This window comes from Hominisplanchenecus sp., from assembly GCF_046967715.1.
GTDB classification, from domain to species: Bacteria; Bacillota; Clostridia; order Lachnospirales; family Lachnospiraceae; genus Hominisplanchenecus; species Hominisplanchenecus faecis.
The window spans coordinates 22,595-43,212 of record NZ_JBKVNQ010000019.1 but is presented as its reverse complement, the minus strand read 5'-3'; the positions used below and the strand labels follow the sequence as shown (position 1 = coordinate 43,212).

The following is a 20,618-nucleotide window of genomic DNA, read 5'->3' as shown; positions in this document are numbered from 1 at the left end:
CACTGCTTATTGCTTTTCGCAATTGAAGCAGGGGACTTACTTGATTTGGTTAAATCGTGAAATCATGGAAATATATTACAAGGAGAACTTTTCAAATGAACGTTACAAAAACTGCTGCCTCGCAGCACAGTAAAACTTACGAAATGACCGTCACCGCACTGATGACAGCTGTGACCTGTATTCTAGCTCCGCTGTCCATCCCGATCGGTCCGGTTCCGATTTCTTTCACAAACCTTGCTATTTATCTTTCTTTATATCTGCTCGGATGGAAACGCGGCACGATCAGTTATCTGGTCTATCTGTTGATCGGTCTGGTCGGCGTTCCGGTATTCTCCGGGTTCACAGGCGGAATCGGCAAGCTTGCCGGTCCTACCGGTGGCTACATCATCGGTTTCATCGCCATGGCAGTGATCGCCGGACTGGTAATCGACAAATGCCATAATCGCTGGCTCCAGCTGCTCGGCATGATCGTCGGAACGGCTGTATGCTACGCTTTCGGAACTGCCTGGTTCTGTATCAGTGCCAACTACACCGTTGGTGCCGCACTGACGGTATGTGTGATTCCTTTTATCCCGGCCGACCTGATCAAAATGGTTATTGCCATGCTCCTCGGACCGGAGATTAAAAAAAGAATCCGCTAAAAAAGAATTTCAGGAAAAAAATTTAAACTGAAATGTTGTTTTTTCGTTTTTGTTTTTGTCCGAAGAAATGATCTGGATTCCGTGATCGATCACTTCTTCGGATTTTTCTATATACTGATAATGGTACTGTGTGCCTGCCAGATCTTCAAAGATCAGCTGATCTCCCACCTGAAGTTCTGACAGGTTTTTTGTAAATGCAGCAATTCCATATACGGTCATGCCCTCCGTATCCCACGGCATGGATGTCCCATCTCTGCAAAGTGAGAATGATGCAGTATTTGCATCAAAGGTATTTAATATGGCATACTCTGTATTTTGTGACGGAATCTGCAAAAATCCAACCACCACTTTACCTTCCACACTCAAAAAGGTATCCCGGTCCGGATTTTTGACGTTTTCCAGCAAGATTTCTCTTTCCTGTTTTGCTTCATCCAGCAGTCTGGCTGCCCGTTTCTGATCCTGTATTCCAAAATGAAGGCAGGTGACGGCTGCTGCCCCCAAAAGCAGCAGCACGATCATCAGCCCTGGCAGGAACCAATTTCCGGTACGTATTTTTAATTGTTTCTCCGCACATTTTTTTTGTATTTCTGCCATATAAATCTCCCCCCAAGTCTCTTTGTCTTCGCAGTCATTCAGTTGCAGGCATTTTAACTTTCACTGAATGATTACTTTATTTTATTTTCATGGTTTTTTTCTGGAATCCGACTTTGGCTGTCAGTTTTTTCCTTAACTTTTTCTTTGCTTTTTTCGGTACCACAAAGACGGCTTTTTTATGAATACCCTTAAATGCATTTTTACCGATCTTTGCAATCGTCACTGACTTGATATTGATCTTCTTCAGATTTTTATTCTTGTAGAATGCTTTTGCCGCAATGCTCTTTACATTCTTACCGATCGTTACCGTTGTCAGCTTCTTGTTGCCTTTGCATACATTTGCACCGATTGCCGTCACCTTGAACTGTCTGCCGTTGATGCGGACCGTTGACGGAATATTCATCTTCTTCGCTCCCGGCTTTTTGTAGGATACCAGCATGACAGCCTTTTTGGATGTCACTTTATATCTTGCCTTGCCAACCGAATAAATTTTTCCAATAACTACATCCTTCGGCTTATCCGATGGAGTCGGAGACGGTTTTTCCGTTGACGGTTTTTCGGTCGTCGGATTGGATACTTTTTTCCAGATTGCATACAGTTCTGTCGTTTCTGTGATATAGAATTTATCACCCGGCAGATACGTAGTTCCGCTGCCGTCTGCCTTTGTATTCCAGCTGACAAATTCCATGCCGTTATACTTAAATCCACAGTTTGCAGCCTGAACGGTATCGTATTTTTTATACGGACTGTTCGGATCTGTCATCGCACCGCTTCCGCCATTTGCATGGTAGATCACCTGAAGACCTTTTTCCTCTTCGATCTGCCCTAAGACTTCTGCTCCGTAAGTGAAGGAGGCCGTCATTGCCGCACCGTCTGCCAGGTTCCATCTGCCCTGCACAAATCCATGGCCGTCTTTGGAAACAGTCAGTTTGTTGCCTTCGATCGCGGCTGTTCCGGAAACCGCATGCACTTCCAGATCCACCGTATCCAGATCATTGAGGATGATCTTCTGATCATTTTCGGTCACGGCACACAGCTGCAGTGCCACTTCTACGCCGTCTGTATCTTTCAGGAACAGATTTTTATTGGTGTAGGAAATCCACTGTTTCTGTGTGGTTTCGGTTGTATCTGCACTTAATGCAATATCCAGATTTTTAATATTACCCATGCCATCATTGTATACGCTGTTTCTTGCAGTCTCTTTATTTCCGACTGCGTCGCTTACTGTAATCTCTACTTCTTTTTTATAATAACCACTGCCAATGTTCACTTCATAAGCAAATTCATTTCCTTCGCCAAGTGCTGTCCCAAGATCCCCAAGCGTTTTTTCTCTTGCAAGCGGTTTGCCGTCCACCGTAATGGTCAGTTTTGCATCCGGCTCCGTGATTCCGCTGATCGTCAGCGTGCCGTCTTCTGCAAATCCAGATCCATTGGTCGGGGAGGTCAGCATCAGGGTCGGCGCTGTCGTATCGATGTTAAATACAAAACTCTGATCGAAACCGTCACCTTTTTCATTCTTGCCGTAAATCTGAATGGTATGATCTCCGTCTGCCAGGTCTTTTAATGGAATGGCAATTTCTGATGTATGTTCAAACGTTCCTGTTTTTACTTCTTCGCCGTCCAGCACCCAGGTTCCGGACACTGCCATATCGGCTTTTGCCGTAAAGTTGACAGAAGATGCTGCATACGTGTCGTACATCACAATCTTTTCTGTGACATTTCCATCCTCATCTTTTTCATTTTCGCTTCTTCCAACCTGATAAACCTTCTGATCCGCTGCAAGTGTGATCTTTGCTTTCTGCGGTTCATTTAAGGTAAGGACTTCGCCAAACGTTTCTTTTCCATAAACGATACCGATCAGATTGCCGTCACCGTCTAAAAGTTTGTTAAATGGTGTCGCACTGATCACGTATTTCGTTCCGGCAGTCAGTCCGATGGTCTCAACGGTTTCTTTTCCGTTTTCATCGACACTTCTGGATTCGCTGCTGCCGCCAAGCACCGCATAGATCTGATTCTCTTCGTCTTTTACGGCAGAAACATTGTAATCCGAAAGTTCTTCTTTTTCGCCATTTGCACCGACTTCATAAACCTTAAACAGTGCACCCTGACATTTGTCATCCGTTACCGTATCAATGGAAGCACGGATCTGCAGATCGCCTGCATTTTCCGCATGGATCGCTGTGATCGTCTCCGGCTGGCTGCTGTTCGTATAGGCAAATGCATTTGCAGTATCAACGATTCCGGTTGTAACTTCTTCCTGACTGTACACAAGTCTTACATAATATTTTCCGCTTTCCATCGTATCCGGGATTGTGATCGCAGCCTTTCCTTTTGCGATATCCGCTCCTGTCAGGGAAGCGATCGGTGTACCGCCGTTTTCTTCCGAATCCGGATTTTCCAGAATGTAAATATCAAGTTTCTCCAGATCAGACATTTTGTCATTTCCTGTCCATGTCAGATTGATCTTATTATCTGCACTGCTGTAGTTCTGTTTATCCATCTGAACTGTGGTGATCTCCGGAAGCGGATCTACGCCATAGAGGATCAGTTCAGAAGAACTTGCTGTTTTTATCGTATAAGTTTTATTTGCCAGTGACGGATCGGTAAAGGAGACAACAAGGGTTGCTTCTTTCTTCTCTTCATCATAAGTAAAGTTGGCATTTGCAGTCTCATTCTGTTCATCGGTTTTGTCATTGTCATAATACTGGATCGGATATGGCGTTCCATTCTCATCGGTAACTTTGAGTCCTTCTTTTCCTGCTTTTGCCTCTTCCAGTGATTCTGCTGAAAATGCAATGCTCAGAACCTGTGCCACGCCGTCCTGGAAATTGCCAAGCGTTACGTTATGCGTGGTTCTTGTAATATCAGAGCGAAGGCTGGAGCTGATTTTTCCGTCTGCATCTGCCAGGGTGCTGTTTTCGCTTGAATCCTTCTGGTAAATATTCGGGCCGATGCTCATGTAAAGCATATCCTGTTTTTCTTCATCATAGCCAACGGCGTACCATCTGCCGGAAATACCCTCTGTGCTTCTTGCTTCTTCCAGATACTGCGGATAGGTTGGATTTACTTTTGCCTGTGAGCCAAAGGAGAGGTCACCGCCATAGGCATAAGAAATACCGGTTGAGAATCCGAGAACTTTCAGTGCACCCCAGATACGCTTTGTGTTCAGTCCAAGTGCCGCACCGCCGATCTGGATACCGCCGATCAGCGGGATCACATCCGGAATGCTGACGATCGCCTGTGCATAAGCTTCAAACGCTTCCTGTGCATCACTGCTGGCATCAATCACAATATAGCCCTTGCCATCGATGATACCCATATAGTTGATGCTGCACTGCACCAGCGTCTTGAAATAAGGGATCCACTGTGTCTCCAGTTTCGCATATTCCATGATCTTGATGTCCGTGTTTGCCACTTTCAGGTTCGAAACCTTGATGCCGAATCCTGTCAGACCAAGGCTCATATCGGCACGAGCCTCCAGCACCTGGAAGAGATTAAACGATACGCTCAGCAGCAGTTTGATCGGAGGTACTTCGCTGCAGCAGAAGATCGTATCATAGAGATTTTCAAATCCGCCGCCACCGCCGATGATCCAGCATACACCGAAGGAATCCAGGTTGATGCCCGGTTTGATACCTTCCACATAGAAATACAGGTTATCCACAACCGGGATCTTATTTTTACTCTTTATCCCCAGTTTGATCTCCAGCGTGATGGATTTCAGGAACGATGCACTTCCTTCCACACCCATCGACCAGTCATTCACTGTGTTGACCTCCAGCGTTCCTTCGATGTTCGGCATGGAATCGGTGTAGCCCGGGATTTTTACTTCGGCTGAGAAATTCACTCCGATAAATCCCTGATTCATGCCGTAGAGTACATTTTTTACCTCTACTTTTGCATCGGTATCGCCATCATCGTCCCCTTCTTTTTTGTTATTCTGGTTGTTTGCGACTTTTGTTTTCTTATTGTTTTTTGTAAGAGAACCGGAAGAGCTGCCGGTCGGTTTGTAAGTTTTTTTATACGCATTGCGGAGCGTATCTGCTTTTGCTCCGTCATTTGCAAATACATTCTGATTTACTTTATCAACCTTTTCCCCGGTGTTTCCTCTTTTGGATGTCGGGATCAGAAAGCTTAAGTCGAGCTGTGCGGAGAATGACATCACAAATCCTTCTGCATCCTCCACCTTCAGTTCTTCCACCCGATCTGCATCGCCGTCATACATCATGCCAAGCCTTGCAAAAGAAAGATTAAATGCCATCCCGGCGATCGTCATCAAACCATTTAATGCCGCCGGATAAATCAGGGTGATCTCCTCATCCTGAAAACCTTCGATCTCTTCTCCGTTCATGTTATAAGGCACAAGTCCGTATTCTGTTCCGTTTTCGATGCTTGTAAACGCAGCATTACCCTTGTAGATCCTGGTGTTTTCTACAGAAGCATTTAATGTAATATCATTAAAATCTGTGTTGATCACGCCGTCCTTCTGGCTGACTTCTACGGTACCGTTCAGGGCATCGATACAGCCGTTGATCACAACTTTGTCTTTTTCACCGCTGATCGATTTTGCAACGTATTTCACATTTGTTCCGTCCGCACCTTTATCAAAGGTATCATCTTTGATAAAGCTTCCCTGGAAGAACAGCAGCGTTTCTTCGTAATTGTTTTTATCTGCTGCGTAAGCTTCTTCGCTTGCATAGGTTTTCAGCTGATATTTTGCTTGATCCCCTGTTTTGCCTTTTTCCTGCACAACTGCGAGAATCCCGTAATAATCATTTCGATAGCGGATGTCATCCGACATGACCACCTTCAGAGCATCGCCGGTTGTGATCTTGTCAACGCCGGTCGGCGGTTCTGTCCACTCAAAACTGAGCTGATATGTGTCCGGTTTCATCGTCTCCGTAAAAAGAATATCCAGTTTGTTTTCCTGCGGATCGATCAAAATGTTTTCTGATGGAATTTCGTACTTTTTGCTGTCGCTTGCTCCCTGTGCATACAGTGTGTAGCGGCTCTTATCCTCCAGCATGGTGAAATTGCTGCCGCTCACATAGAGATGTCTCGTCAGATCATTATAGAGGATCTCCGGTGTCGCACTGTGAAACGTGATCTTCGGCAGTTCGCCGTTTCCGCCCGGGCAAAGAATGTAAGTAGAACCTTCATACAAGAGATTTTCATATAACAGTCTCGCATCCGTAGAATCCGGAAGGTTAAACACACGGAACGTAATCTTTCGATAGCTGGATGCACTGTCCACTTTCGCCCGGAAATAAAATGGGATCTTGATCTCCGTTCCCCTCGTGAAATCCACATAAGTGCTCTGATACGGCACTGCATAGCTGGTCTCGTAGATTGGCTCTTTCTGATCTTCGTCAAGCGGTGTGAGACCTTCTGATGCATAAGCTGCGATGACTACTTTTTTATAATCGTTCTTCTCAGAAATATTTTTTAAAGTTGCCTGAATATCAATAATGCCGTCCTCTTTAAAGGTTCCGTCTGTATTGCGGTTGCAGGTAGAAACATAATTTTTTCCGTCTGCCGACAGATCCAGAACGGACGGTGAAGTCATATTGAAGGTTACCTGATCTGTTTCAAGATCTGTTTTTTCATTGGAAAATACTCCATAGTATGTGTTTACAATTCCTTCTTTTCCCGACTGGATTGTTCCAAGATCATAGTACATTGCCATGGCACTATCTGCTGTCCCGTACTGATCATTGCCATCGCTTGTAAAATCCAGAGTCTCATCCGGGGCAAAATCAAAGCCGGTCGCCGCCAGAGAGTTCCAGTGTGCAAAAGCGACTTTTTTTAACATTCCTTTGGAAGAGACTACGGTTGATGCCGTTGCCGTCGGACTGTAAATGTCATCGTATGCATAAAACGCAGTCGGAATATTCGCTGCATCCAGCACACATTCCCGTTTGATAATATCGCTGGCATAAGATGTATTTGGAATTTCATAATATACAAAATCCTGATCTCCGACGGCCGAATCAAGCAGCATTCTCGCCTCAACTTTTACGTCCTCACTGCCATGATTCTGTACATCGTAGTTGATCATGACCATGCCGTGTTCGTTTGATCCGGTATTTGCCAGCTCGAGCCGCTGGGTGAATTCCAGTTCACCCAGGCTCCATTTTGCTGACAGTCCCTTTGCATCCTGCGAAACGGTTACACCGCCGGACTTTATTCCTTCAAAAGAATAATCTCCGCCGAAAATGTAATCTTTTGTCTCTCCGTTTCTGGTTATGCGGAAGGAAGTAAATGAAGTGTCATAATCATCGCTGTGGTACAGCAGATCTTTGTTATTGTCGGATTTTATTGTCTTATCACCTTCCACATTTGAGATATAAAATCCGCCGTTTTTACCTGACATGCGGACAGATATCGAATCGTTCTGCAAAAGCAGCACATCTTCATCCGCCACTTTACTCTCCATACTCTGCGGTGCCGCCAGCATTTCCAGCGGAAGGCCCGTAAAGAGCACAACCGCGGAAAGCATCAGACTGAAAGCCCTCTTTAAAAATATCTTGTTTTTTCTCTTATCCATATACCTGCCCTCCTTTACTGTTCTAAATCAATATAAATATAAGTCAGATACGTTTCTTTATTCTGCGTTACAATATAGAGCGTATAGAATCCTGCCTCCAGATCCGTCAGCTTACCGTCTTTCACAACATCTGCCTTCTTCATCGCTCCGGCTTTCTGAATTCCCTTTTTGTAATATACCTTAAAGGATTCACCGGTTCTTCTGGATTTTTCCAGTACCAGATCTGCCCGATTTTCTTTCAGAATCGTCGTATCACACGGAAGCAGTGATTCGCCGTTTGCCGTGATCTTCAGATTTGCCGAGCTGATGACTTTCACATACCGTTTGACCAGTTTTTCATTTCCCACACGGTCACTCAGTAAATATGTGACTTCATGAATACCCTGCTCGTTCATCTGTTTTTCCGTCAGCATATTTTTCAGTGAAATCTGCGGATTCGAATCAATGTTATCCCAGAGCCGGAATGTCGTCGCATCCAGAAGCTGTTCTCTTAATTCTTCGGCAGTCGTTCCCTGGAAAACATTTACAACAGAGCGGTCAAACTGAATACTCGGTGCAATATCATCCAGATACTGGATCTCCAGTACACGGTAAGAAACCAGTCCTGCCTGATCGGTTGCTTTGACCTGATAACTTCCGTTTGTCGTGATCGGAAGTGTGATCCAGTCCAGTTCATCTCCTTTTAATTCGCCATCGCCGTTTTTGTCCGTCGGTGCTTTGACCGGATATTCTTTTCCGCGGAACGTTATCGTTCCTGCCTCGGACATCGTAACCTTTACGCTGCAGTCCTCTGAGCGGATGTACGTTTCCGGAATGCCGGATGCGTAGACAACCGGAGGTATTTCATCGATCGAATCCACCGTGATCTGCTGCTGCGTCATATTTCCGGCTGCATCCGCAAATGTGAAATCATATACACCGTTTTCTTTGATTGCCAAAGAAATATTGGTGTTGCCGCCATATTTTCTGTTCAGACCGCCGCCGCTTACAAATACGGTTTCATCGGAGCGGAAGATAACGTTCATCTGGTTGTTTTCCAGTTTCTGTGTCACTGTGATCGTCGGTGCATTTTTATCAATGATGTCAACCAGGTCGATATCGGTCATCTCACCGGAAACACCGTTCGGCGAAGTCGCCACAATCTTAACCATTCCTGGAACCGCTGCGAAAAATTCTACGTTTCCTTTTCTTCCGCCCAGCTCGATTCCTGTCTTTGAGAATGTTCCATTGTCTTCTACCCAGTTATCATTCTGTTTATAGTATACTTTCAGTTCCGATACTGTCTTGTTAAAATCAAGACTCAGCAGAACGGAGCTGTTTGTCGGTTCGATCGGCGGCAGTTTCTCATAAGATTCTCCGTCTTTGACATAACACGGACTCCAGGAAGATACGCTGATCTTCGGTGCATCCTTGTCGATCTCCGTTACTTTTGTGCTGATCTTTGCCCGGTTGCCGCTTCGGTCTTTAAAAACAGTATCGTAAGTTCCGTTATTTTCTACTTCCCGGAAATAGTAATACCCCTCGTCATCCATGCCCTTCTGCAGTCCCGACGTCACCGGAAGGATGGTTCCTTTTTCGTTTTCTTTATCAGAATTATCATCTGCATAGAATTTCAGTCTCATGCGGGTAAAGCTGATACCTTCTTTTTCCACGCGGACCGTCGGTGCTTCCTGGTCAATCTTCGCAGCCTCAAGACTGTGCCAGAATATGTTTCCTTCCTGATCGATCGCAATCACCGTGATCTGACACGGCTTTGTGATAAGCAGGCTGTTATTGTTCGCATCCAGTTTCACACCATCAATCTGATCTGAGGTACTGTTGAAATTCAGTTTTCCCGTATCTGCCTGCAGTCCGTTTTTCACGATCAGTTTCGTCCGGCTGTCATCAGAAATGGTATAAGAAATCTTATAACCGCCGCTGTATCCGATCTTTTCTGCCAGTTCGGCAAAAGCATCTTCTGACGGTGTCCAGGAACTGAAATAACTTGCCAGTCCGTCATAGACCGCATAGACTTCCGCAACGACTTCCGGAGGTGTTGTGTCTTTTTCATAAGCACCTTCTTCTTCCACCGGTGCTTCATACGGCTTCATGTTCAGCTCATCCGGCAGTGTGACTGTGATCGGTGCACCTTCGTTTCCGCACTCATCACTGTATTCAAAGGTATAGCTTCGTTCCATGTTTTCCGAATAGAGGAACGTATGCTTTAATTCCTTTCCATTTGCAGCATACAGATCTTCACTCTCGGAAGCGATCCAGACTTCAATACCGTCTGTGGTACTCTGATCTTCAAGATTTGAAATATCCAGTGTATTTCCTTCCTGTACTTCTCCGTTCTCCAGAAATCTCCAATAAACCTTTGCATCCTTCGGTGCATCTTTATCCATGTTTTCTACCGTAACATTGTAGTCCACCGTTTTCTGCTCAGCTGCTCCCGGAATGGTCAGTTCAAATGTAATATTTGCGTTTTTGTGGAACACGATCGTTGCCTTTGATTTCTGCTTGTTCCAGCTGATCGTATAAGCGTCACTGGTATCTTCTTTGTTTTCGCTGTCATCCGTACTACTTTCACCTGTATCGTCTGTCTTTTTCAGGGAAATCTGTGCGTTTTCGCTGACACCTTCGATCGTTGCCACTACATCTTCTTTTGTTTTCTCTGTCGTGCTGTACTGGATCTGTGCCGAATAATCTCCGAAAAAGTCCTCCAGTGTAAACTGCTCCGTATATGAATTTCCATAAATATCTTCATACTCGATCTCGTAAGTTCCATCCTTACTGATTCCGCAGTAATCCTTCAGCAAGACGTTTTCGTCGTCCATCGGCACATCAAACTGACGCAGCATATCTCTTGCCCTTCCAAGCATAAAGTACGAGCCATAATAGATGTATCTGTACATGATCTGCGGAAGTTCGATCCCATTTATTTTTTTGATATGGACTTCCATATTGAATTCAAAGTTTACCATGCCGTCCTGCGGATAAACATCCATTCTGCGGATCTTCGGCCGCTGGTTGATTCCGTAGAAGTCCTGGTCTTTGGAAGAAATCGTTTCCATGACATTACCGGCCTCATCGACAATCCTCAGCTCAATACTGTGCGGCATATGAAGTCCTTTCTCTTTGGAAAGATCAATGTCTGCCTTGAAATCTCCCATAAGACGCAGGGTGTGGCTGCCATCTTTATTCACCAGATAATTTTCACTCAGAAAACCTAGACTCTGGTTGATATCCTTTGTGAACTCCATACCGCAGTAATAAGAGCCATCCCAGTCGGATCCATATCCATCGTCTGTCTGTACCACATGGATCGGATCTTTTCCATCGATGATCAGCTGAATATTTGCATTTTTCAGATTCCGATCGTCGCGGATCTCAATTTCAAAGCTCGGATTTGTGATATGTTCATCCGTTTCTCCTTCGTTCTGTGCGGTACTGTCTGTGCTGATTGTAGTAATCTCGCTTGTGGCACTTTTTAACACTGTAAACTCTGCTGTTGGTGCTGTATGATCCACATCTGTGATATAAAACTGCTGATAGCTTAAGTTTCCATATCCATCCAGCAGATAATACAGGTGTCGCTGGTTTTCTGTATAAGCAAAACTTCTCTCTTTTATCAGCGTATCCGCAGTGTCATCGGAAGCAGAAAGATTCACTTCATACATTTCCGGATCTTTTGCAACCATCGTACTGTCTGCTTCTGTTACTGCTGCAGAAATACTCTGCCTGGAAGCCTCACTTTCTTCCACTTCTATTTTGAAATCCGGTGCTTTTGCAGAATAATAAATCTCCACTTCGTGACGCTGTGACTTCACGCCTCCAACGTTCATCAGTTCATAAGAGATTGTGTTGCTGCCTTCAAAGACCGGAACTGCACATACATCTGCATTTGCATATCCGCCTGCATAAAAGGCTGCCGCATCCTCCGCCTGGAACATTGCTTTTGCATCCGTCGGCTTTACGTCAAACATCATCACTTTATTTTCTGCATCATAATCCTTAAGCGGGAACCATTTCGCAGAAGCCTCGTTATCACCCGCCCAGACTTTGATCCAGTAATTGCCGGCATCGTAATCTTCCATGCCGTTTACCGTAAACTGAATGCTGCGGTTGTAAGTAATCCCTTCCGTTGTCTCAGATGTTGCACAGTTTCCAAGATAGAGAACATCTGTCGTATAGCCATCCGCTCCGGTTGCGGTAAAATCCGGTTTCTGGTCATCCACAACGGTCCGGTTAAATTCATACGTTCCGGTTGCGGCAAATCCATAGTACGGAACTTTATCTGCTCCCTGATATGGATCTTCTGCTGCAAAATGAATACTTCCCGTCACTTTGCTGATACCAAATGCTTCTGTCATATCAGCATCATAATTATAAAGATAAATGTTGTCATACTGCTCCGTCGTAATGACCGGTTCTGCCGAATTACCCTGTTTGTTGCTGACAGAAACTTCCAGTTTATACTGTCCGTTTGGCAGTGTCAGACCTTCCGGAATTTCTACCGTCTGGCTGGATTTTCCCTTTATAATATTCCACCGGTAAACTTCGGTTTCCTTATCACCTTCTGTCTGTTTCAGGCAGATATAGGTATTCGGCGATGCATAATCCATATCATCCATCACAAAATGTCTGGTTCTCTGATTTGCAAAGCTGATGTCAAATGCTGCCCCGGTAAGTGTGGAGAGATATTCTGCTCCGTTTACCTCCGGATTGTATGCATCTCCAAAATCTTCCCGTTTTACCTGCTGCCCATAATTTGCATTATCTTTTGTTTTGATCGTCACGGTATTTGCCGGTGTCCGATCGATCTGATAACTTCCGGTTTTTACATCTTTCTTATCGGAAAATCCATACTCGTCAGGAGTCATGGTAAAGGTCTTTGTGACCAGTTTTCCTTTTGATGCATCAAATGTTTTTTTATTTCCGCTTGTCGCAAAAGCACTGCTCTTAAAACCGGACCCTGCTGTAACGGTTACATTTCCATAGTATTTATTTCCGCTGATCGCCAGGAAACGTTCTCTTACGGTCGCCGCATTTGCATCATTTAAACTGTTGTAAGTTGTCGTGATCTCATATTTCTGATTTCCGGTCATGATAAGCGTTCCGTAGGACCATTTTCCGGTCTCGCTGCTCTGATATCCGGAAGAATACGGAAGTTTTGCCGCATCCAAAAATTCTTCGTTATCGATCAGTATTTCTGATGCCTTTCCTGACACGCTGCGGATAAAATAAGCATCCTGTTCGATCGGATCTTTTACTGCCACAAACAGTTCCGCTTCATTTGCGGAAGAAGTGATCGGTCCGCGGACTTTCAGCGAAGATTCTTTGTTTGCTTCGTTCGTTTTTGTTTCCGGTGTTATAATTTCCACTGCCGGAATATTTCGGTCGATTGCCGCATCTGCAAGTTTTTCGCTTATGGTTTCATTCTTTGCGATATCGGCTGCCGAGACATAAAGTGCTGCCTGATAAGTCTGGTTTGCTCCGACTGTTTTTGTACGGATCGTAACTAGGCACTCGGTCACTTTATCGCCGGACTGGTTCACAACCGTCACATCCCCCACAGCTGCCGTAGTAAATTTGTCACTTCCCGGAAGCGTGCTGCCTTCTTCCAGCCAGAAGTAGCGAATATTGTCGATATTGATGCCGCCTGCATCTTTAACTCTCACAACGGCTTCCTGATATGCACTGTTGTCATTGTTTTCTTTGAGCTGTATGCTCTCATAAGAAATCACAGGAGCGATCTTGTCTTTTGCCGTGTAGCTGTATTTTGCTGTTACGGTCTTTGTATTATGATTAATATCACTTGCAGATACCTGCACTTTGACTCCGTTGTTTACGGAAGAATAATCAATATTTTTGTCGAATTTCAGATACAGATGAAGATCTGTTGTATCATTGGTCAGATCAAGATCGATCTTTGTCTTTCCAGACTGTGCCTCTTTGAATCCTGTCTGGTCGATCTCATCTTCTTTCAGTGCCGTCTGTGATGCATAATACCAGAACTTATTGGCATCTCCCTGTCCCTGAAGGTTCACCGTCATGCTGGCTTTTCCGCCGATCACACCCGAGGCCAGAGGCCCGGAAGTATTTCCGCTCACCGTATCATAATCTTTTACGCTGAACGCCAGAGAATACACTTCATCTTCTGACTTCGTCATTCTCGCCATCTCATACGTTTTTGTTTCTGATACAGCCTGACTGTCGATCATGATCGTCGGAACTTCGTTATCCAGATAGAAATCTTTACTTGTACTGCCTCTCAGATCATTTGCCACAGAAAGTGTATTTCCGGAATAATCTTTGATCTCGCTCAGGCCTGCAATTTCCGTGATCGTCACTTTATAATCCGTTTTCTTTTTGTAGTTCAGTTTATCCTGCTTCTGGAAAACCATATCCCGATCCACGATAAAATCCTTGAATATGACAACCGTTTTTCCGGTTGACGACTGATCAAAAACATATTTTGCCTCAAGTTTCACCGGACTGCCGTCTTTCTTTTTGATATTTAAAGAAGCGATGATCTTTTTCCTGTTGGCATCACTGATCTTCTGGATGCGTTCATTTAAAACAGCAGATACCGTCACGGTCGTTCCGACCTTCAGATAATTGGCTTCGTTTGCATTTTGTGTCTGGTTTTTCTGGTTCGTGGTGATCGAAACTGTTTCGACGATCGGATTTACCGTATCTAGGTATGCCCTTGTCACGCTGCATCCTGCGGATCCTTTTTTCACATTGCGAAATCCGTCCAGACTGAGCGGATTTCCGGCAAGGTCTGTAATGACACTGCTTGTTTTTTTCAGTGCGTTATAATCGGAACTCCCAACAGCTGCTTTCAGTTTTTTCATCGTCCCACTTCCATTAGACAAGGTACCCCCATCATAACCGACAAATTTTCGGTCATAATTTTTGCTGCCGTTCTGATCAATGATCGATGTCTGATAGCCGATATCCGCAAGTCCGGACACATAAAAATCCACCGTTTTGTTATCAATGGTTTTTGGGACTTTATAAGAAAATATTGCAATATCATCTTTCAAAGTATCCAGATTCGCATACGCAGTTGCCACATCTGCCGTATTTTTCTGTCCAAGCGACAATGCCAGTCTGATGTTCTTTGACTGTGTACTGCCTGCATTGTTATCTGCCAGACGCACATATTCGCTGAATTTCACCTTTACATACATCGTCTGACCTTCCTTAAAATACAAGGTCGGTGTGTCTGAGTTTTTGTCACTCGTGATCGTGATCGTCTTGATTTTCGGAGCGGTCTCATCCTTAAATGCAATCGATACATTCTGGATCTTGGCACTTCCGCAGCTGCCGCAGCCCTTTTTCGTAGTCACATAGAGAGCTGCTCTTTTATTCTGTCCCAGCGATGGCCGAAATGCTGCCCAGGTATCACGATCCCCGACCGTCCAGCTTCCATCTGAATTATGATCGCCTGTATTGTAGCTCTGCCCGAGCCAGAAACTGTTATTATCTGCACTGGTCGGATAACCAAAGATAATTTTTCCGTACTGCGTCCGGTTTCCCCAGTGGTGTCCGAAATTCTTATGTTTATCATTCGTTATGTATGCCATCAGATTCTGACTGATCTGTCCAGACTGATTGTACAGCACCGGATAGTCCTTCTGCACGTTGACTGAAAATGTCTTCCCGGAGCCGGCTTGCGTCTTGTTGTATTTGTATTTCACCATACCAACATTGTTGTAAATACTGCCGTAAAGCGAATCCTCTTTCTTGGACTTGCACCGTACCAGCGCATTGAAAATTTCCTTTGCCTTGTCTCCGGTCGTCAGATCCCGGCACAGTACGCCCACACCATACTTCTGTGGACTGTAAGACGCCGCCGCACGCACCTGTATGGCATCACCCAAAAAGGTACTCGCCGGAACACTTCCAAGCACAAGCGTTGCCGCCAGCACGGAACTTAAAACTTTTTTGACTTTTTTCGAGATTTTTGGCTTTAATTTCTCCATAAACTACGCCTCCTTCTGTTTTAATTTTCTCCCTGTGCCGTCCCCGGCACATTTTCCTCTTTTATATTTTACTTTAAAAAATTTTTACAGACATCGTCCATTTGACAAAAAAAATGGACATTTCCTCTTAAGAATGTCCATTTACAAAGAAAAATTTTCTTTTTTAACTTCAGGTAATGTCTGGTTATTTTATAATGATGCTACGAATTGCTCCGTTACAAAGTAAGTCCCACAATTTTTTAAATATTCGGCATCATCTCAGCATATAGTCTTTTAATTGTTTTCGGTTGGAAATACTCATTTTGTTGAAAATACAGGTCATATGCTGTTTCACGGTTCTTGGCGTGATCTGCATATAATCAGCGATTTCCTGATTTGTCCAGCCGCGGCTCGCAAGCATGGCAATCGTAAACTCTGTGGTTGTTAAATTATCCGCCACATATTCATTCGTATCCGGGTTGTGGATCCGCCGCCAGCCAAAACTGAACTTATAAGTAATTGCGATGATCCGCTCATAATCTTTCGGATAATCTTTCTTAAGACAAGTCTCGATCAGCCCCTGCAGAAGTCCGTGGTGTTCGCCGATGCCTTCGATCAGACCATCCGGTCTTGCGATCTCCCACGCCTGCATAAAATATTTCTTGGCAAGCTCTGTCTGCATCAGATTCATGGCATTCATTGCCGCCACCAGATTCAGGTAGATCATTGAAATCGGATATATCTCTTTTGTCGTCATCAGACATGCCTCCACGATGCCAAGAGAACGCTGGTATTCCCGATCCAGATATGCCTTATGTGCAAGCACGTAAACACCCCACAGCTGTTTTCCTTTTTTGAATTCTCCGACATAATCTGACAGTGGCGGAATATCGCCAACCGGAAGATGCAGAAGTGTGTGTGCCGCGGCAGCTACAAAGACACCAAATGCCTTTGCCTTCTGATCCGTATTTCCTTTCATCACCTGATCGAGATTCTCCGTCAGCCTGTTCAGCCCCATCCGTGCCGAATGGATATGGTTCAGCGACAGATTTGCAAACGTATAGATCAGGCAGGCCGACATCTTCAGCATGATATCCGGATGATCCAGATACATTTCCGCATATTCTACCGCCTTCTCGTGATGGCCGCTGAAATAATAATATTCTGCGTACGCCATCATCTTTTCATCCTGATCTGCAAGTGACTCAATAAAATCTATGCAGCCGCCAAGCGGAAAAGCAGAACTCATCAGAAGCATCGGCGTGTGAAACGGCTGTTCCCTGCGTTCCTCCATGTCCTTTGATTCTGCTGCCAGGTTTTCTGTATTTTCCACACTTTGCGTATTTTCCGGATTGTTCACAATTCCAAGAATATAATCCGTGGATACGCCAAACTCCTGTGCCAGAGCCATCAACATATCACTGTTGATCGTTTTCGTCTCCCCTTTTAAAATACGGCTGATCTGTGAAGATGTCACACCGATCCTCCTTGCCAGCTCCCTCTGGGAGATCTGCTGCTTTTCACACAGTTTTACGATACGTTCCCCCGGAGTCTTGAATGACTCCTCCTCTGATTTTGCATTTTCCTCCATCTCTTTCACCTCTGTAATGATTTTCCATCTTTCCCTGTATTCCCGTTTTTCGCCTCTCTATTTTAACACAGAATACCATCTGCTGCAAATCTGCATCACACCGGCCAGATGAGTTTTTTTTGCATCTGAATCCTGCTGTTATACTTTCATCCGGCCTATCCGAATCATTCTTAAAGACCGGAAATTTTCTTCTGTCAATTCTGTCCCGATTGTTATATAATTGCCCCGTACAGTCTTTGAAAGGAGACAAAAATTATGCTTAAAAAACAACCGGGGTTCGTCCTGAAAAAAATCAAAGATTCTTACTATCTTCTTCCGTTCGGTCAGCAGGTTGCCGATCAGAAAAAGGGACTGTTTCTCAATGAAACGGGTGCTTTTCTGTGGGAATGTCTCTGTGATACCACAAAGCATGCAGAGCTTGTAAAAAAGCTTGCCGGGCATTATCAGCTGGAAGAATCCGACTTTCCGATGCTTGAAGAGGACGTAACTTTATTTCTGAATCAGCTTACTTCTTTTGACATTTTAAAGGATGACGGTGATTCTGCCGATTCTCTTTCTTCTATATATATGAACATTGCAGATCTGGTGATCCGTCTGTGCGGACCGGCAGAACTTTTTCCAAAAGAATTTTCTGCTTTTGCCTGTGATCCCAAAACAGCCCCAAAAATCACACAGGAAATCCATCTAATCTGTCAGAGTCCGACAAAGCAAAACGGCACCGTGCTGCTTCGAAACCGGGAACTTTCCATCCTCGAACATGCTGACGGCTATGTGATGCTGTTTCCGACACTGAAAAATATTTTTGAAGCCCATATGACAAAAGACGGCCATCTTGTACAGATTTACTGTTCTTCCGCCGTGACAGAGAGCAACCTGGAAAACCTTTTCCATGCAATTCGGCCATTCTTCCTTTTTATCGCTCAGAAAAACGGAAAATTCGCCGTTCATTCTGCCTCGCTTCTTTATAAAGAAAAGGCATGGCTCTTTTCCGGTCACTCCGGCATGGGAAAATCCACTCACACCAATCTCTGGAAGGAGCTTTTCGGCACACCGCTCCTGAACGGAGATTTAAACCTGATCGGCGAAGAAAACGGGCAGTTTTTTGTTTACGGTATTCCGTGGTGCGGAACTTCCGGCATCTGTACCACCGAAAAACAGAGGCTTGGCGGTATTGTACTGCTTGGACGCGATGCGAAAGACAACCGCTTTGAGATCATGACTCCAGCGGAACGAGTTCTGCGTGTCATGCAGCGGATGATCTCCCCGTCCTGGACAGATGAGCTGGTCTCACGCAGCCTTGCATTTGCAGAAACACTGACAGATGAGATTCCGGTCTTCCATTTCCTTTGTATGAAAAATCCTTCTGCGGCACACAAAATGCGTCAGAGAATCGATCTGTGGGAGGCAGTAAAACAATGAAAGATAAACTGCTGCTGATATGGAAGCACCTCAAACCGGAGAATCTTCAGAAAATGTGGCTGCAGTCCAAATGGATCTGGCAGTATGGAAAACGCTACTGGAAATCCATGGTTGTTTATACACTGCTCGGCATTGCCGGTTCCGGCGTATCACTGGTTTCCGGTTTTATATCAAAAGATTTGATAGACATCATCACCGGACACCAGACCGGCAAACTGCTCTCCACTTTTGCCGCAATGATCGGTTTTTCCATTGCAAATATTTTATTTTCACAGGCATCCACCTATGCTTCGACATTCATCAACCTGAAAGTCGATTCAGAGATCAAAAATGACATTTTCGCAAAAATGCTGGTTACCGACTGGGAGTCCTTGACCGACTATCACACCGGTGATCTGGTCACCCGCTGGAGCTCCGATGCTTCGAATATTTCCAGCGGCATCCTCAACTGGATCCCGAACCTGGTCATTTACATTTTCCGTTTTATCAGTGCACTTTTCGTCGTTCTCTACTACGACCCGACCTTTGCCCTGTTTGCCCTGATCGGCATTCCGTTCAGTGCGATCTTGTCAAAACCACTGCTCCGCCGCATGAGCAACAACAATGCAAAGAGTGCCGCCATGAACGCCAAAATGTATGGATTTAATCAGGAAACGTTTTCCAATATCCAGACGATCAAAGCATTTGACCTGATCCATTTTTACATCGAACGCCTGAAATCTCTGCAAAAAGAATATATCCAGATGCGAATGGATTTTCAGAAAATGTCCATGCTGACTTCCATCCTGATGACGCTGATCGGTTTTATCGTATCCTACAGCTGCTACGGCTGGGGAATTTACCGCGTCTGGAGCAATGCCATTACATACGGAACAATGACCATGTTCCTCTCCCTGTCCGGGACTCTGACAAGCTCTGTCAATTCGCTTGCCGGCCTTGTTCCGTCTGCGGTTTCCCTGACGATCTCTGCCGGCCGTCTGATGGATATTGTGGAAATGCCGCAGGAAGACTACAGCCATGATGACCAGGTCATTGCTTTTGAAAAAGATCACAGAGCCGAAGGCATCGGCATTGCCATGCAGGATCTGAGTTATAGTTACAACACCGGAACCGAAGTGTTCCGCGATGCTTCCATGGAAGCTTATCCACACGAGATTGTTGCCCTGGTCGGTCCTTCCGGGGAGGGCAAAACAACGATGCTGCGGCTGATCTTGTCGCTGCTCCAGCCATCGGGCGGTTCGTGTCATGTCTGTGCCGGAGACAACCATCGGACACAGATTGAAATGTCACCTTCCACCAGAAAACTGTTTTCTTATGTACCTCAGGGAAATACCATGTTTTCCGGTACGATTGCAGAAAATATGCGAAACGTCAAACCAGATGCCACAGACGAAGAAATCATCCACGCCCTGCAGCTGGCATGTGCCTGGGATTTCGTGGAAAAGCTTCCGGACGGCATTCAGAGCATGGTCAAAGAACGCGGCGGCGGATTCTCCGAAGGACAGGCACAGAGACTTTCCATTGCCAGGGCACTGCTTCGCCACTCGCCGATCCTGCTGCTCGATGAAGCAACCTCCGCACTCGATGTCGCTACCGAACGGAAGGTGCTGAAAAACATCATGCAGGATACCTATCCGAGAACCTGTATCGTCACGACTCACCGACCGACCGTACTCAATATCTGCACTCGTGTTTATGCGATACGTGAAAAAAAATGTGAAGTGCTGAAAGATGAAGAGATTGAAAAACTGATGGGAGATTTCTGATCACAGTATTTTTTTCGAAAAAAAAGGCAAAACCAGAAACGGTTTTGTCTTTTTATCTATGCTTCTGTACGTGATCCGTCTGTGATACCGACACTTAAAACAGATCAC

General features: G+C 45.0%; 7 protein-coding genes. 3 read left to right on the top strand and 4 right to left on the bottom strand.

The window, feature by feature from the left end:
• Nucleotides 1–95: 95 nt before the first annotated feature.
• Nucleotides 96–641 carry a biotin transporter BioY gene (locus tag ACLTL4_RS04350; protein WP_412291307.1) on the top strand — a complete coding sequence of 182 codons (546 nt, stop codon included), beginning with the start codon at nucleotides 96–98 and terminating at the stop codon, nucleotides 639–641.
• A gap of 9 nt (nucleotides 642–650) precedes the next feature.
• Here the strand turns inward: ACLTL4_RS04350 and ACLTL4_RS04345 are convergent, their stop codons facing one another.
• The 4 genes from ACLTL4_RS04345 to ACLTL4_RS04330 form a co-directional block, all read right to left on the bottom strand.
• On the bottom strand, nucleotides 651–1,235 hold the full coding sequence (locus ACLTL4_RS04345) for a hypothetical protein (protein ID WP_173896279.1): 585 nt from the start codon (nucleotides 1,233–1,235) through the stop codon (nucleotides 651–653).
• A gap of 76 nt (nucleotides 1,236–1,311) precedes the next feature.
• The gene (locus ACLTL4_RS04340; protein ID WP_412291308.1) at nucleotides 1,312–7,782 is read right to left on the bottom strand and encodes a leucine-rich repeat protein; all 6,471 of its coding nucleotides are present in this window, start codon (nucleotides 7,780–7,782) and stop codon (nucleotides 1,312–1,314) included.
• Between the two features lie 14 nt (nucleotides 7,783–7,796).
• Nucleotides 7,797–15,755, bottom strand: coding sequence for a hypothetical protein (locus ACLTL4_RS04335; RefSeq protein WP_412291309.1), 7,959 nt, complete (start codon nucleotides 15,753–15,755; stop codon nucleotides 7,797–7,799).
• Nucleotides 15,756–16,008: 253 nt separating this feature from the next.
• On the bottom strand, nucleotides 16,009–17,325 hold the full coding sequence (locus tag ACLTL4_RS04330; RefSeq protein WP_412291310.1) for a helix-turn-helix domain-containing protein: 1,317 nt from the start codon (nucleotides 17,323–17,325) through the stop codon (nucleotides 16,009–16,011).
• Nucleotides 17,326–17,580: 255 nt separating this feature from the next.
• Here ACLTL4_RS04330 and ACLTL4_RS04325 point away from each other — a divergent pair, with 255 nt between their 5' ends.
• Both ACLTL4_RS04325 and ACLTL4_RS04320 read left to right on the top strand, forming a co-directional pair.
• Nucleotides 17,581–18,744 carry a PqqD family protein gene (locus ACLTL4_RS04325; protein WP_412291311.1) on the top strand — a complete coding sequence of 388 codons (1,164 nt, stop codon included), beginning with the start codon at nucleotides 17,581–17,583 and terminating at the stop codon, nucleotides 18,742–18,744.
• Nucleotides 18,741–20,510 (top strand): peptidase domain-containing ABC transporter, encoded by a 1,770-nt coding sequence (locus tag ACLTL4_RS04320; protein ID WP_412291312.1) that lies wholly within the window; start codon nucleotides 18,741–18,743, stop codon nucleotides 20,508–20,510. The genes ACLTL4_RS04325 and ACLTL4_RS04320 overlap by 4 nt, the downstream gene beginning before the upstream one ends.
• The last annotated feature ends 108 nt before the right edge of the window (nucleotides 20,511–20,618 follow it).